General features: G+C 62.6%; 14 protein-coding genes and 1 tRNA gene. 8 read left to right on the top strand and 7 right to left on the bottom strand.

What is annotated here, in order from left to right:
* Nucleotide 1: 1 nt before the first annotated feature.
* The 3 genes from ACH2DW_RS04410 to ACH2DW_RS04400 are packed head-to-tail and all read right to left on the bottom strand — an operon-like array spanning nt 2 to nt 2,495.
* Nucleotides 2-481, bottom strand: a complete 480-nt coding sequence (locus ACH2DW_RS04410) for a nuclear transport factor 2 family protein (protein ID WP_394928500.1) — start codon at nt 479-481, stop codon at nt 2-4.
* Nucleotides 478-1,632, bottom strand: a complete 1,155-nt coding sequence (locus ACH2DW_RS04405) for a CaiB/BaiF CoA transferase family protein (RefSeq protein ID WP_394928499.1) — start codon at nt 1,630-1,632, stop codon at nt 478-480. The genes ACH2DW_RS04410 and ACH2DW_RS04405 overlap by 4 nt, the downstream gene beginning before the upstream one ends.
* The gene (locus ACH2DW_RS04400) at nt 1,632-2,495 is read right to left on the bottom strand and encodes an SDR family NAD(P)-dependent oxidoreductase (RefSeq protein WP_394928498.1); all 864 of its coding nucleotides are present in this window, start codon (nt 2,493-2,495) and stop codon (nt 1,632-1,634) included. The genes ACH2DW_RS04405 and ACH2DW_RS04400 overlap by 1 nt, the downstream gene beginning before the upstream one ends.
* 108 nt (nt 2,496-2,603) lie before the next feature.
* Between ACH2DW_RS04400 and ACH2DW_RS04395 the strand changes: the two genes are divergently transcribed.
* The 3 genes from ACH2DW_RS04395 (at nt 2,604) to ACH2DW_RS04385 (ending at nt 6,216) form a co-directional block, all read left to right on the top strand.
* Complete coding sequence (locus ACH2DW_RS04395; RefSeq protein ID WP_394928497.1) at nt 2,604-4,385, top strand: flavin-containing monooxygenase; 1,782 nt, start codon at nt 2,604-2,606, stop codon at nt 4,383-4,385.
* Nucleotides 4,386-4,392: 7 nt separating this feature from the next.
* Nucleotides 4,393-5,229: an enoyl-CoA hydratase gene (locus tag ACH2DW_RS04390; RefSeq protein WP_394928496.1), complete on the top strand. Its 837-nt coding sequence runs from the start codon at nt 4,393-4,395 to the stop codon at nt 5,227-5,229.
* A 78-nt stretch (nt 5,230-5,307) separates the two neighbouring features.
* Nucleotides 5,308-6,216, top strand: a complete 909-nt coding sequence (locus ACH2DW_RS04385) for an LLM class flavin-dependent oxidoreductase (protein ID WP_394928495.1) — start codon at nt 5,308-5,310, stop codon at nt 6,214-6,216.
* A 23-nt stretch (nt 6,217-6,239) separates the two neighbouring features.
* Here the strand turns inward: ACH2DW_RS04385 and ACH2DW_RS04380 are convergent, their stop codons facing one another.
* The gene (locus ACH2DW_RS04380; protein ID WP_394928494.1) at nt 6,240-6,986 is read right to left on the bottom strand and encodes an SDR family NAD(P)-dependent oxidoreductase; all 747 of its coding nucleotides are present in this window, start codon (nt 6,984-6,986) and stop codon (nt 6,240-6,242) included.
* 107 nt (nt 6,987-7,093) lie between these two features.
* Nucleotides 7,094-8,347, bottom strand: coding sequence for a cytochrome P450 (locus ACH2DW_RS04375; protein ID WP_394928493.1), 1,254 nt, complete (start codon nt 8,345-8,347; stop codon nt 7,094-7,096).
* A 268-nt stretch (nt 8,348-8,615) separates the two neighbouring features.
* Between ACH2DW_RS04375 and ACH2DW_RS04370 the strand changes: the two genes are divergently transcribed.
* The gene (locus ACH2DW_RS04370) at nt 8,616-9,872 is read left to right on the top strand and encodes an MFS transporter (protein WP_394928492.1); all 1,257 of its coding nucleotides are present in this window, start codon (nt 8,616-8,618) and stop codon (nt 9,870-9,872) included.
* Nucleotides 9,873-10,179: 307 nt separating this feature from the next.
* Entirely contained in the window at nt 10,180-10,662 is a 483-nt protein-coding gene (locus ACH2DW_RS04365; protein WP_394928491.1) for a YbjN domain-containing protein, read from the top strand.
* A 631-nt stretch (nt 10,663-11,293) separates the two neighbouring features.
* On the opposite strand, the gene ACH2DW_RS04360 is transcribed toward ACH2DW_RS04365, so the two are convergent.
* A tRNA-Met gene (locus ACH2DW_RS04360) sits at nt 11,294-11,370 on the bottom strand.
* Between the two features lie 161 nt (nt 11,371-11,531).
* Here ACH2DW_RS04360 and ACH2DW_RS04355 point away from each other — a divergent pair.
* Entirely contained in the window at nt 11,532-12,464 is a 933-nt protein-coding gene (locus tag ACH2DW_RS04355; RefSeq protein ID WP_394928490.1) for a DMT family transporter, read from the top strand.
* A 16-nt stretch (nt 12,465-12,480) separates the two neighbouring features.
* Entirely contained in the window at nt 12,481-13,122 is a 642-nt protein-coding gene (locus ACH2DW_RS04350; protein ID WP_394928489.1) for a hypothetical protein, read from the top strand.
* Between the two features lie 103 nt (nt 13,123-13,225).
* Here ACH2DW_RS04350 and ACH2DW_RS04345 read toward each other — a convergent pair whose 3' ends face one another.
* A complete protein-coding gene (locus ACH2DW_RS04345; protein WP_394928488.1) occupies nt 13,226-14,596 on the bottom strand; it encodes a TrpB-like pyridoxal phosphate-dependent enzyme in 1,371 nt (456 codons plus the stop codon).
* Between the two features lie 36 nt (nt 14,597-14,632).
* On the opposite strand from ACH2DW_RS04345, the gene ACH2DW_RS04340 reads away from it, so the two are divergent.
* Nucleotides 14,633-15,658: a hypothetical protein gene (locus ACH2DW_RS04340; RefSeq protein WP_394928487.1), complete on the top strand. Its 1,026-nt coding sequence runs from the start codon at nt 14,633-14,635 to the stop codon at nt 15,656-15,658.
* Nucleotides 15,659-15,668 lie beyond the last annotated feature (10 nt).

The following is a 15,668-nucleotide window of genomic DNA, read 5'->3' as shown; positions in this document are numbered from 1 at the left end:
CTCAGGATCTGCCGCGACGGACGGCCTCGCGCATCAGTGACCGGTTGCCTTCTTCGCGGAGCAGGCGCAGCCGAACACGCTCAAGCTTCCAACCGTCGACGGTGCGGATCGCATCATCGGTATAGGTACCAAACATCGTGTAGCGGTCGGACCCCTGTCCGGTATGCAGCCAGTGCTCGGCGCGCATGTGTGCCGTGATCGTGGCCCGGTTGCCGTCGATCGCGTAGCGGTGCGAACCGATGAAGTGCTGCGAGCGCTCGAGACCGGCAAACAGCACGCGGGCATTGGCGACCACCCGGTCAGCGGGCGCTGGACGCGGCGGTGGCTCCGGCTGGTAATCGCTCATGTCCATGGTGACTTCGTCAGCGAACACGGTTCGCCACAAGTCCCAGTCTTCGTGATCGAGGCCGAACGCGTATCGATGGATGAGGTCGCGCAGGTCCGACTCGTCGATGAGTCGTTGCACCAATTCGTCGTTCATGACTGCACCCATTCGTCCGTGCTCAACGCGCCGATATCGGCCGCAGCAATACCAAGCCACTCGTCGAGTACTTCGGCATTGTGTTCCCCGCGAAACGCTGCCACGCCGACGTCGGAGCAGTCAGTCGCCGACATCCGATACGGGTTGCGTACCACCTTGCGCGTGCCACCGGCCCGGTCGTCGACCTCGACCACCGTGTTGCGATGCATGACAGTCGGAGACTCCAATACTTCGCTGCAATCCCGGACGTCAGCCCACGCCAGGTTGGCCGCTTCAAAGGTTGCGATGACCTCGGCCCGACCCGCGAGGCCACACAGGTAGTCCGTGATGATCCTGCGACGCGACGCAACCTTGTCGGCGATATCGGCGTCGGCCGGCGTCGGATCGACCAACCCCGCGGTCTTCGAGAGCTGATGCCAGATCCAGCGGAGGCCCCCGGTCAACATCTTGGGTCCGTCGACGGTTCGCCACACCTCACCGTTGACCGACTCAGTTCGTCGGGCTCCGTCGAGCACATTGACAATGATGTCGGCCGAGAAGGTCATCGCATCGATCATCGCCATGTCAATGTGCTGCCCCCCGTGGCCGGCGTCGCGCATCCGGAGCGCCGAGAGCACACCAATCACACCGTGCATCCCGGAGAGCACGTCCGCGGCGCTCAGGTCGAGGTCGAGCGGCATCTCGTCACCGACCCCGTGGGGCAGGATGCCCGATTCGGCATGGATGATCGAGGCGTACGCGGCGCGCTGCGCCTCTGGGCCGTCCTGACCGAAGCCGCTGATTGACAACATGATCAGCTCCGGATGACGAGCATGCACGGTGGCCCAGTCCAGGCCGAACTTCGCCATCACGCCCGGGCGAAAGTTTTCGATCAACACGTCGGCCTGCTCGGCGAGTTGCAACACCAACTCAGGGCCGCCATCGGCCTGCAAGTCGATGCAAACATTTCGTTTGCCGCAGTTCTGCTGCGTGAAGTAGGTCGAGAGACCGGCGGTCTTGCGACCCCACAGTCGCGTGACGTCGCCATCGGGGGGCTCGATCTTCACGACGTCCGCACCAAGATCAGAGAGCGTGCGTCCGGCGATCGGCCCGGCGAAGACTCGCGAGAGGTCGAGCACCTTCACCCCATCAAGCGGCCGCGGCCCCGCCATCAGGTCAGCCTGCCTTGGGACAGCATCCCGTCGGGATCCATCATCTCGATCTGCTCGCGATAGAGCTTGAGCAGTCGAGGATGGGTGAACATCCAGAACCTCCCGTTCACAATGCCGTCGAGCACGATGCGGCCCACCTCGTCGGGATCCATCCCGTTCGACAGGAAGTCGCCGATCTTGCTGCCGAGCTTCTTGCCGGCCTCGCCGGCCTGCGCCACTTCACCCTGTGCCGCCTTGCGGTTGCGGACGCTGTTGCGGCTGATCTCGGTGTTGATCGGCCCGGGGCAGAGGACCGATGCATGGTGCGGTGACTTGCCGATTCGAAACTCGCGTTCAAGCGTTGCCATGAGCGCGATGACGCCACTCTTGGCGACGTTGTACGGGCCCGCGGCAGCACCGGCGATCAGGCCCGAGACCGACGAGGTGGTGTTGATGTGCCCTCCATGCTCGGACTGTTGGATGAGCGGTTGAAAGACCTTGGTGCCATAGATCGGTCCCCACAGGTCGACCCCGAGTGTCCATTCCCAATCGTCCACCGTGACGTTGAAGAGCTTCGCAAACACAGCAGCTCCGGCGTTGTTGCACAGTACGTCGACGCGTTTGTGGGTGTCCATCGTCGCGTCGGCCATCGCTTGCACATCGTCAAGTTTCGAGACATCGGCCTGCACGCCGATCGCGTCGTGTCCGGCGGATCGCAACTCCGCGGCAGCTGCCTCGACGCGATCAGCATCGATGTCCGCCATCACCACCGCCATTCCGGCTTCGGTGAATGCCCGAGCCATGCCGAGACCGATGCCACCGGCCGCGCCGGTGATCACCGCCACCTTGCCGTGTGGTTCGAATACCAACTGGTCGTCGCTCATGACTTTCCCACCCTGTGGCCCCATCTCGCTTGCGCGCCTGAGAGTCGGCGCTGATGTCACGGATCCCCCGATCCGATGACGACGCTACATCCCCGCGATGATGACCTCATGGCCGAAGAGAAGCAGGACAAGTTCGTGATGGACTTCGACGTGACCGAGCGCGCCGACCGTCCACCGCAGGAGTACTACGACGACATCAAGGCCAAATTTGCCGAGGAGCGCGACCTCCGCCTCGAATACCGACCGCCCGGCACCGAGAACTACCGCGATCTCGACGGCGCGATGGCCGACCTCGCACGTGACCCGTACGCCGACGATTGGGTCGAGCGCACACCGATTGACGATGTGGCCAACGGCGGCGAGGTCGAGGTGCTGTTCATCGGTGGCGGATTCTCCGCACTGCTCACATCGGCACGACTGCGCGAAAAGGGTGTCGAGAGCATCCGCATCGTCGAACGCGGCGCCGACGTCGGTGGCACCTGGTACTGGAATCGGTATCCGGGAGTGGCGTGCGATGTGGTCGCCTACGACTATCTGCCGCTGCTCGACGAGATGAACTACGTCCCCACCCGGCACTACGCGCAGGGCCCAGAGATCTTCGCCCACTGCCAGGCAATCGCCGAGAAGTACGACCTGTACGACCTCGCCGTGTTCCAGACCACCGTGACCTCGACGGTGTGGGACGGCGAGGCCCAACGTTGGAACATCACGACTGATCGCGGCGACACGATGCGCGCCAAGTTCGTGGTCTGCGCAAACGGCACGTTGGCCAAGCCGCGTTTGGCGCGGATTGACGGCATGGAGACGTACCGGGGACACTCCTTTCACACGTCGCGTTGGGATTACGGCTTCACCGGCGCCGACCTCGAAAACCTGCGCGACGTCCGCGTCGGCATCATCGGCACCGGCGCAAGCGCCGTACAGATCATCCCCAACCTCGCCAAGACGGCGAAGAGCGTGCACGTGTTCCAGCGCACCCCGTCCTCGATCGACATCCGTGACGACTGGGAGACCAGCGACGAGTGGGCAGCCAAGCAAGGCGACGGCTGGCAGGCCAGGCGCCGCGCCAAGATCGTCAGCAAGCTGCGCGAGCAGGCCGAACGCCGCGGTCAACTGCGCGGCGGCATCACTCGTGACGAGAAGATCCGCCGTCAGGAGAACAACAACATCGACGCGATGATGCGCATCCACAAGCGCATCGACGACACCGTCGAGGACCCTGCCACGGCCGAGTCATTGAAGCCGTGGTACATGCTGATGTGCAAACGGCCGTGCTTCCACAACGAGTACCTCCCTGCGTTCAACCGACCGAACGTGCACCTCATCGACACCCATGGCAAGGGTGTCACCGAGATCGGCGAGCGCGGCCCGATCTTCGACGGCGTCGAGTATGAAGTCGACCTCCTCATCTACGCCACCGGGTTCGAAGTGCAACAGACCGGCATCTACAACCGGATCGTCGGTGACAACGATCTCGACCTCAACGACAAGTACGACAGCGGCATCCGCACCATGCTGGGCATCCACACCGCCGGTTTCCCGAACATGTTCATCATGGGCGGCTACCAGGCATCGTTTCAGTTCAACCTCACCGACCTGCTGCAAGTGCAGGGCGACCACATTGCGAACTGCATCAAGCACGCCCGCACGCACGGCTACGACACCATCGATGTGACGTCTGAGTCGGAGGACTGGTGGGTGCACGAGGTGATTGCGCACCGCGGAAAAACCACACGCAATCAAGAGTGCACGCCCGGTTACTACAACTTCGAAGGCCAGGAAAACCGACGCCAGGACGGCAACTACAACGGCGGCTTCCCGGCGTACATCGATCACATCGCCGACATCGAGGCTGACATGGACACCCATTTCGTCTACACCAAGGACTGAACACAACATGGCCGACAACACCTGGGAACACATCCGCATCGAGCGCCCGAGTGACCGCGTCGCTCGGATCACGCTCGCCCGACCTGAGGCCGCGAACGCGCAGAACTACCAGATGCTCAGCGAGCTGAACGAGGCCTTTGACGAAGCTGCACGCGACGACGAGGTCCGGGTGATCATCCTCGCCGCGGACGGCAAACACTTCTCAGCCGGCCACGACCTTCGCGCCGACACCGACATGTCCGACATCGATCCACTCGGCACCTGGTGCTGTTTCGACGCCGAGGGCGCCGAGGGCTACATGGCCAAGGAGGCCGAGATGTACGTCGGGTTGTGCTGGCGGTGGCGGAACATCCCCAAGCCGACCATCGCCCAGGTGCACGGCAAGGTAATTGCCGGCGGACTGATGCTCATGTGGCCGATGGACCTCGTGGTGTGCAGCGACGACGCGACGTTCTCAGACCCGGTTGTCGCCTTTGGCGTCAACGGCCATGAGTACTTCACGCACCCCTTTGAGGCCGGCGCCCGCCTGGCCAAGGAAATGCTGTTCACCGGCCGCTCGATCACCGCGGACGAGGCACTCCGATGCGGCATGGTCAACACCGTCGTCGCACGCGACGACCTTGAATCGACGACGTTGGCAATGGCCGAGCGGATCGCCCAACGCCCGATGATCGGCCTCACCCTCGCGAAGCAAAGCGTCAACAACACGCTCGACCAGATGGGGATGTACACCTCGATCCAGTCGGCGTTCGCACTGCACCACGTCGGACACAACCACAACGCGCGAGTGCACGGCATGATTGTTGACCCCGCCGGCGCACAGGTCATCCGCGACGAAGCCTGAGCGCCGGGAGGAGCGGGTGAAACCGCGACGCCGTGGGCCGCATCGTCACGCGACGACTGAGTTGCCTAGGTTCGGCCTATGACCGAACGCATGCCCGCCGTGTCCCTCGCCGCCGTCCCGGGGCGCCGCGCCCAGACCGTCGAGTTGGCAGCCGAGATCGAACAGCGCGGCTTCTCCGGTCTCTACTGCCCCAGCTTCGGCGATGCGATGGGGCTGTGCCTCTCCATCGCTCACGCAACCAACACCATTGAGTTCGGCACGTCGATTCAGCCCATCTATCTGCAACATCCAGTGGCACTTGCGACGTCCGCGAGTTACCTCCACGAAATCGCTGACGGGCGATTCAGGCTCGGTGTCGGCGTCACCCACGGCCCAGTGATCAAACGCCTCGGCGTCGAGACCGGCAAGCCGCTGAGCGACATGCGCGAGTACGTCACGACAATGCGCGAAGCCTCCGAGCAGATGGGCGGACTGCCCGACGTCGTGCTTGCCGCCCTGCGCGACAAGATGGTTGAGCTCTCCGTGGAGGTCGGTGACGGTGCGGTCTGGGCCAATGCGTCGCGGAGTCGGATGGAGCATTCGCTCGACCTCGTCCCCGATGATCGACGCTCATCAGACTTTTGGATCGGCAACATGATTCCGACCGTTATTGACGAGGACATCGAAGCCGCCCGCGCCCGAAACCGCAAGACGTTGCAGGGTTATGTCGCCCTGCCCAACTATCGCAACTACTGGATTGACGCCGGATACGAGGCCGAGATGGAGGCAGTCGCCACCGCTCTGGCTGCACGCGACAAGGACGCCGTTTTCGCTGCGATGAGCGACGCCTGGCTTGACGACTGCACGCTCTCGGGTTCAGCAGATCGCGTTCGCGACGGAGTCGAGGCCTGGTTTGACGCCGGTGTCACTGCGCCGATTCTGGTCCCATCATCGACCTCGGGCGGCCAGGTCAAAGCATTCGCTGAACTGTTCGACACGTTCGGCTGAGGCCGACTCAAGAAACCGCACGCTCAGATCTGGAGACCCGTCGTGGCGCCACCATCGACGAGCATGTTCGCTCCGGTCACAAAGCTGGCTCGGTCACTCACGAGAAACGCGACCACGTTCGCGATCTCTTCGGGTGTCCCCAAACGACGAAACGGATTCTGCTTGAGGGTCGCGTCCCAGAGTTTGCCGCCTTCTTTGCGAGCATCGTCCCAGACCCCTCCCGGGAACAGAATGTCGCCCGGAGAGACGACATTGACCCGGATGCCGCGCCGTGCCACCTCGAATGCCAGCGACTTCACCATGCTGACCGTTGCTGCTTTGACCGCTGCGTAAGCAGCGATCCGCGGCGCTCCGGTGCTGGCTGCACGCGAGCCGATACAGACGAGGTTGGCACCTGCGTGATCTTCCATCTTGCCGAGCGCAGCGCGGAGGAGTTCGTCGGTTCGCACGAGGTCGACATTGACCGATGCGCTCCAATCCGGTCCCGCCATCGCCGACACGTTCGAGACGACGATGTCGAGCCCACCCATCTGCTCGGCCGCCCATTCGACGAGCGCCGTCGGGTCACCCTCGACGGCCATGTCGGTAGCACGGTGATGGACCGTGCCCAGCGCCGACAACTCAGCTGCAGCTGTTGCGAGGCCGTCCGCGTTGCGGGCACAGATCGTGACGACCGCACCCTCTTCGAGGAGCGCCTGCGTGATGCCACGGCCGATGCCCTTGCTTCCGCCCGTGACGAGAATGCGTTTGCCGGTGAGTCCAAGGTCCATCACACAAACGTAGGCGGGCGCCCTGGCAGTGGCGCCGTCGGACTCACCGACGACTCCGCGCCTGGCCAGCTACGAAAGGCCGCCGCGGCCTGCGCGGCGACTCGGTCTCAGGCGTCTGAGCGGGGCGTCGGCGTGAAACGGACGTTGAGATGTTTGACGCCGGTGACCAACGGGATCCCTGCGACGTCAAGCGGGACGGCGTCACCCACCACTTCGATGTCGGGAAGCCGGGTAAACAAGTCGCGGAAAACCACCGCGAGTTCGCGTCGCGCCAAGTTGGCACCGAGGCAGAAGTGCGGACCGGGGCCACCAAAACCGAGGTGGGGGTTTGGACTGCGCAGCACGTCGAACCGCTCAGGATCCTCGAAGACCTTCGGGTCGCGGTTGCCTGCGCCGTACAACATCACGACCTTGTCGCCCGTCACGAAATCGTGGCCCGACATCGTGAGGTCGTTGGTGACGGTGCGGCGCATGAAGGTGACCGGCGACGCGTAGCGAACGATTTCCTCGACTGCGGTTGGTGTGACACCTTCAACGTCGTGTTGCCAGATAGCGCGCTGTTCTGGGTGCTGCGCGAGAAGGTTCATGCCGTGACTGATCGCCGTCCGAGTGGTGTCGTTGCCGGCGACTGCAAGCAGGATGAAGAACGGCGCCACCTCTTCGGGGGCGAGCATCTCACCATCGAGATCATTGTGAACGAGCTTCGATGTGAGATCGTCTGTGGGGTTCTTCCGACGCTCGTCAGCGAGTTCGTTCATCAGTTCGGTCAGCTGGATTCCGGCACCAAAGATGGCCATCATTGGGTCGCCGTCACCGATGAACTCGGGGTCGCCACCGCTGAGTATCACATTCGTTGCGTTGAGCACGGTGTCGAACTCGCTGCGCGGGATCCCCATCATGTCGCAGATCACGAGTAGCGGAAATGGTTGCGAGAGCGCCTTCACCAGGTCAACCTCGCCCTGCTCACAGAATCCGTCGATGACCTCACGCGAAATTGTCTCAACCGAATCGAGGACTGTCGCGAGGTCAGTCGGCGTGAACGTCTTGGCGACAATCGCGCGCTGACGCTGATGGCGCGGGTTGTCCATGTTGATGAACGACCCGAAGAATTCGAGTGCTTCAGGCGGTAGGTCCACGATCGAGATCGCACCCTGGGCAGAACTGAACTCCTTGGCGTTCTTGCTGATCTGGACGATCTCGTCGAAGCGAGTGACAGCGAAGAATCGTTCTTCCTCACCGGTCATGTCATTGACGAACTGGACCTCGCTGAAGGGTCCGGATTCGCGGATCGCGATCATCTCCTGCATTCGATCGTCAAGAGGCTGCGTCCAGAAAGACGGTTCAATCAAGCGGGAGGTCATGAAACGATCGTAGAACGCCAACCCAGGCTGTTCTCGCACCGTGACAATTTGCCCGTAGACCAACCAGCCGGCATGGACACCCACACGAGATACCAGCCGAAACCACCGACGCTTGATTGCGTCCGTATCATCCAGTTTGATGGGCCGTGAGTGGATCGATGAACCCTTTCCACCGCCACTAGAACCTCTGGTATCTCGACGGCGGCGACTGGCTGGCAACCGCCCGTTCGACCCGCGACGGGTACCGTTTTATTACGGGTGGGTTGTAGTGGTCGCAGGCACGATCGGAGCGATCGCCTCAGTACCCGGCCAGACCGCCGGTGTCAGTGTCTTCACCGACGACCTCATCTCGACAACTGGGCTCACCCGGTTGCAGTTGGCGATTGCCTACCTCGTCGGCACCGGAATGAGCGGCCTCTTCCTTGGAGCCGGCGGTCGAGCGATTGACCGGCACGGATCGCGGGTGGTTGCCTTCGCCGCAACGCTCGGCCTTTCGGCGACCCTCGTCGCATTGAGCGCAATTAGGCCGCTGAGTACCCCCATCGGTCTCGTTGTTATGTCCGTCGGATTTGGCTGTCTGCGATTCAGCGGACAGGGCCTGCTCACGCTTGCCTCGCGCACGATGGTCGCGCAGTGGTTCGACCGCCGGAGAGGGCTCGTGACTGCCGCATCTAGCTCTGTCGTGGGCTTCGCTATCGCTGCTTGCCCTGCGCTTTTCCTCATGCTGATCGATATCAACGGCTTCCGTACGGCGTGGCGAATCATGGCGCTCACTTTGGTTGTGGTCGTCGGCTCGATCATCATCACCTTCTACCGAGTCAGTCCCGAGGCCGCCGGGATCAAAATTGACGGGCAGAACCGCACCGCCATCGCCGACGGACCCGAGCCCGGTGCATCCACAGCAGAACAGACGTTGCCGATCTTGGGGACCGAGCACGACGCCACCCGGGCACAGGCCCTCCGTGACGTCCGGTTTTGGGCGCTGACGATTCCGGTTGCAGCGCTCTCTTCGACCGCAACTGCCGTCACGTTCCACATTGTGGACCTCGGTGCAGAACTCGGGCTCACCGACAGCGAGATCGTGCGCATCTTTGTCCCTATCGCCTTCGTTAGCGTGCCCGTCACGCTGCTCACGGGTTGGATGACTGATCGCGTCACGCCGCTGGTTATCGCAGCCGCAATGTCGCTCACCCAGTTGGTGATGTACCCAACAATTGGGTTTCTTGACACTTGGTGGGGCGCAATTGCGGCTGTGATCACGTGGGGCGCCGCACAAGGCTGCTTTTCATCGCTCACCTCGGCAGCTATCCCTAAGGTGTTCGGACGCCGGCACCTTGGGGCGATCTCTGGTATTCAAATGAGCGCGATGGTCATCGGTAGCGCAATCGGACCAGCGTTTTTTGCACTCGTGCAGTCGGTGACCGGTGACTACCGGGCTGCTCTGTGGCTGTCGACGGTTGTCCCGGCCGTTGCGTTGGTGTTGTCGATCGCCGGGCTCCGCCACGACCGGCAGGTAACTGCGTAGCGCTGGTCAGCCCGCAGTGGAGACCGACCCGCCACCGAAAACTTCGAAGGCTCGGAAACTCAACGTCTCCGAGACCTCTCGTTGTCAATACTTCCGGCGACGACAAAACCCCCCGGCTGCGCACCGGCGTCCACAACAGTGTCCAACCCAATAAACATGTTGCAGACCACATGACCCCGACTGCGTCTAGGCCGCCTTAGGACCGTCCCTACTATTTCAACGCTGCGTCACTCCAGTAGACGCGCCTAACAGACTTCACCGTGGCAAAACCAGATGACGACCAGGCCCTGCGGATCTAGAACGTTCGTTGAGGCGTCGACCGCACCGTCGACATCACGGGTTCCGTCAAGCGCTCGAGTCTTTCTTCGCGATCGAGGGCTGGCCTTATGCGCCGACCGATGTCGCAGAGGTCCTGCAAACGAGATACGGCGGTCGGACAACGGATTGGGTATGCCTGGCCGAGATCAGGGAGCCCGGGCATCAACTGGTCTTCTATTCACTCGTCCCGGAACGCGGCCCCGCTGATCGCTTTCCGGAGATCTGCGAATACATCACCCGCGCAAACTTCGGGTTAGCGATTGGCAACTTCGAACTCGACATGCATGACGGCGAGATCAGATACAAGACAAGCATTGACGTAGAGGGTGCAACAATCACACCGGCGATGGTGAAGCAAATCGTCCACGCCAATGTCATCGTGACCGGTCTTTACCTCCCAGGACTGCTGGCGGTCATCAGCGGCGAACTCAGCGCGACCGAAGCCATCGGGCTGGCCGAGCCACCGGGCTAAATCCGAGCAAAACGCCGCCGAGCCCCACATCGGCATCAGCGCACCGCCTGAGTGAGGCTCCGGTGGAGCGGCAGACCCGGTTGGGTTAACGACCCGTAGGTGCGACATTACTCCGCGCTGGCTGACCTTCGAGAGATCTCCTGCTCAGGTGGGTTCATCGTCGATGAAGCGATGATGCTCCGTCTCGGCCAATCCATCAGGCACTGAAGAGCGCACAAGGTGTTCTCCGACGCAGCACCACCCACCGCACCCGGTGAGGAGAACTTTCTCTTCTCGCTTACCGCCGACGGGCACATCACCACACCCTGGCGCGCAAGAAATCGAGGGAATGCTCGATCCAGCGGCGTACACCGGTCGCTGCGCAGAGGTGGTTGACGGATACGCAGACTACGCCGATGCTTTGGCAGGCGAGCGTCTGGGTGTGAAATCGTTTCCTTTCCGATCGGCACCAGCAATTCGTGATTGGCTCAATCGGCGACCACGGAGCCAGACCCCGATGCGACACGCCTGCAAGGCACAATGCTCAGCGACGATCGAACAATTCGTACTCGGCTGGCACCTTCGCGCCGTTCCGGCCATGTCGGTAACAAAAGAAGCCCTGGCTGATCTTGCGATCAACCAGGGCTCCAGATGGTGGCGGGGGCAGGATTTGAACCTGCGACCTTCGGGTTATGAGCCCGACGAGCTACCGAACTGCTCCACCCCGCGGCGAACAGTGAAATTAGAATACGCCGGCAACACGGCGATGACAACCAAGCTCCACGTGACGGTTGACAACCCGCCGGGGTGCCGCCCAGGACGACCCGCTCCGACCCTGCGCAATCGCCACTGATCACATCGCCAGCGCTGCCAGCCGGTACGTTGCTCCGGTGACACCAGCAGACACAGCGACGCCGACGGGCAACGACGATGTCGCCCGCGGACTTCTTGGCGCCGGTATCGCCGTCTGCGCCTGGTCAGTCGGCACCATTCTCGCCAAGGGAATCGAGATGGGCGGCCTTGCCATCGGCGCCTACCGCTTCTGGATCTTCGGCATCGGGTTGGTCATCTGGATGCAGGTCCGGGGCATGCCGTTCAGCGCACGCGTCATGCGCAAGTCGATGTGGGGCGGCCTCGCACTCGGCGCTGACATCGCGCTGTTCTTCACCGCTGTCAAAGAGACAAGCATCGTCAACGCGACGATCATCGGCTCGCTGCAGCCGATCCTCGTCGGCATCATCGCCGCCAAATTCTTCGGCGAGAAGATCCGCAGGCAGGACGCTCTGTGGTCATTGGTCGCCTTGGCCGGCGTCTTCGTCATCGTTGCTTCGTCAGCTGACAACGAGGTCACCAGTCTCCGTGGCGACCTCCTGGCCGCCGCGGCAATGTTCTCCTGGGGCGGCTACTTCATCGCGTCAAAGCAGTCGAAGAAGGACATGTCGCCCACCGAGTTCACCGCGGGCACGTCACTCTGGACCGCAATCATCTGCACACCGCTCGGCTTCGCCTTCGGCCAGGACATGTCGATACCGTCCCCCAAGAACCTCGGACTCCTCCTCGTCATGATCGCCGTGTCCGGCATCATCGGCCACTCGTTGATGAACTGGTCGCTCGTCCGCATTCCGCTGTGGGTCGGATCAACCTTCACACTCCTCATCCCCGTCTTCTCCGCGCTCCTCGCCTGGATCTTCTTTGACGAAGAACTCCTCGCCATCCAAGCCGTCGCCATGGCCGTCGTCCTCGGCTCGCTCGCCGTGATCGTGCGCGGCCAGTCGAGTCCGAAGACCACCGCGCTCCCCGCCAAACAGTCGACCTCATCCTGATCCGTAGCCTGCAGCAGTGATCGCGATCGCCACCACCGAAATCCTGGGTTACCTCGCCTCAGCCATCGTCGTCACATCGCTCACAATGAGCTCAGTGGTGCGCCTCCGGATGCTGTCACTGTGCGGTTCGGCCACCTTCTTTGTCTACGGCCTCCTGATCGAGTCAGCGCCGATCATGTTGACCAATGTCGCCATCGCCGGGATCAACATCTGGTTCCTCAGCAAGGAGTTCCGCGCTGGAGGCATCGACCTGGGTGTGTCCAAAATCCGCGCAGACTCGCCGTTCCTGCTGGACTTCATCAGCTTTCACGCCAGCGACATCGGCAAATTCCAGCCTGACTTCGCGATGCCCGTTGGCCCTGACGTTGTGGCACTGCTCCTGACCCGAGACGGTCTTCCCGCCGGGGCACTGATCGGTACCCAGCACGGCACCACATTGGACGTTGACCTTGACTACGTCCTCAGCGCCTATCGCGACAGTCGTCTGGGCGACTGGCTCTTCAGCGACAAGTCCAAAGTGTTCCGCTCACTCGGCATCAGTGAATTACGCGCTGCAGCCACCACCGATTCCCACGACCACTATCTCGTCCGGATGGGTTTCACACCACCCGCGCGGAACCCCGCCGGACAGAGCGACGATCTTGTCCTCCGGCTCTGACCGCCAACCCGCCGAGACACTCAACAACACTGCCGCCGTTCCGGGTCAAGAAGTCACAGCAGTGACCCGACCCCATTGGTGACCTGCTTGCACCTTGGGTGGATCAACCCATGACGGGGACCGATTTCATCGCTTCGGCGATGTCGGCGTCTGGGAGGTCGTAGTCGACCATTTCGCCCGACAGGTACTTGTCGTAGCTCGTGAGATCGAGATGGCCGTGGCCACAGAGCGCCGTCAGGATGACTTTCTCCTCGCCGGTCTCCTTGCATTCCAGTGCCTCGCGAATCGCCGCCGCGATGGCGTGCGTCGGCTCGGGGGCGGGCACGATGCCCTCGGTCCGAGCGAACTCAAGCGCCGCCGCGAAGCACTCGGTCTGCGGAATCGAGATCGCCTCGACCAAGCCCTCGTTGTAGAGGTGCGATACAAGCGGCGCCATGCCGTGATAGCGGAGGCCACCAGCGTGAATCGGCTCGGGCACGAAGCTGTGGCCCAGCGTGTGCATCTTCATCAGGGGTGTCATCCCTGCCGAGTCACCGAAGTCGTAGCGGTACTCGCCCTTTGTGAGTGTCGGGCACGCAGCCGGTTCGACACAGCGGATGGTCGGGTTCATGTTGCCGGCGAGCTTCTCGCGCAGGAATGGGAACGACAGGCCACCGAAGTTCGAGCCGCCGCCCGTGCAGCCGACAAGCACGTCGGGCACCTCGTCGACCTTGGCGAGCTGCAGCAGCGCTTCCTCGCCGATGATCGTCTGGTGCATCAGCACGTGGTTGAGCACCGACCCGAGGGCGTAGCGTGCGTTTGGATCCTCGACGCACATCGCCACCGCCTCGGAGATCGCAATACCCAAAGATCCGTTGTGGTCGGGGTTCTCAGCAAGCAACTGGCGGCCAAACTCGGTCAGCTCAGACGGGCTGGAATGAAGCGTGGCGCCCCAGATCTCCATCATCGTCTTGCGACCCGGCTTGGCCTTATAGGACGCAGCCACCTGCCAAACCTCACACTCCATGCCGTACTGTGCCGTGGCGAATGCCAAGGCACTCCCCCACTGGCCCGCACCCGTCTCGGTGGTGAGCTTCGTGATGCCCTCCATGTGGTTGTAGTACGCCTGAGGCACCGACGTGTTGGGCTTGTGCGAGCCAGCCGGGCTGCCACCTTCGTACTTGTAGTAAATCCGTGCCGGAGTATCCAGCATCTCCTCGAGCCGCTTGGCGCGGAACAACGGGCTCGGCCGCCAGATCTTGTAGACGTCGAGCACCTCGCCAGGAATGTCGATGTAGCGCTCGGTCGACACCTCTTGTTCGATGAGCGCCATCGGGAACAGCGGAGCAAAGTCCTCGGGGCCTGCGGGCTCGTGGGTACCTGGGTGCAGTGCCGGCGGCGGCGGCGTCGGGAGGTCAGCAACGATGTTGTACCACTGCGTCGGCATCTCGGATTCGTCGAGGAGGATCTTCTTGGGAGTCACTTTTCCGGCCATGACCAGACCGTAGTCAGCTAGATTCAGCTGTGTTCCATGGGACTCTTCCGAAAAAAGACTGACACCCCCGACCAGCTCGACATCCTGCGTTCAGAAATCGTCTCGCTGCGCGAGCGGCTCGATGCCGCAGATCAGCACAAAGCTGAACTTCTCGCAAGAATCGAGGCCGTCGACGAGACCAACACCGCGCTGTACAGCCGCGTCAAAACGGTCGACCAAACCAATGCCGTGCTGTATCAGCGCGTTGACTCGCTTGACTCCACCAGTGCCCAACTCGGCCAGCACGTCGGCACCCTCGACTCGGCTCGAATCCAGATCGCCGAACGGCTCGGAACACTCGATGCCAACGCGACCGAACTGGCCCATCGCGTCGGCTCCGTCGACGGCGAAGTCATCCGCGTGCGCGACGATGTTGCAGCCGTCAACCAACAGGTCAGCAGCGTCAGCACCCTGGGGGCAGAAGTCCAGTCACTGACCGAACGGCTCAACGCGACGCCGGCCCTGCCTCCTCTCCAGGCCGCGCTGCCCGCACCTGATGGACGCTTCGAAGAACTCCTCCGTCAGGTCGCGGCGCTGTCCGACACTGTCACCACCCAGAACCAGACTCCTGTCGTCGACCCCGCAGAAATCAATGCGCTCGCGCAACGACTCGATGCCATTTCGGCCGACCTCACCGCGCAAACAGGACGGGTCGACGAAGCAGTCGCTCAAGCCGACAGCACGCCCGCCGCGGCCACCGTAGATCCCGAAGACGTTGCAGTCATGCGTGCCGAGATGGCACAGATGGCCGAACGCATGGCCACTCTCGATCGACGGATGACCAACGTTTCAATGGAACTTGCCAACCAGCTGACCGAACTGAGCAACGACCTCGAGGTCTTGCTCGACGCAGCGAACGACGACGAGGCCGATGATGGCGACGAGGCCGCAGTTGTCAGCCTCGCCATCGAAGCCGTCCAGCAGAGCACCGAACGGCTCGCCAGCGAGCAGGCCCGCTATCAGATTCAGTTTCGCCAAGACCTCGCCGAACTCGCCGAACGTCTTCGCCGCCCCGCACGCTGACCGCCGAGAC

The organism is uncultured Ilumatobacter sp., from assembly GCF_963980585.1.
In the GTDB taxonomy this organism is placed as follows: domain Bacteria; phylum Actinomycetota; class Acidimicrobiia; order Acidimicrobiales; family Ilumatobacteraceae; genus Ilumatobacter_A.
This window is presented reverse-complemented; position numbering and strand designations above follow the sequence as displayed.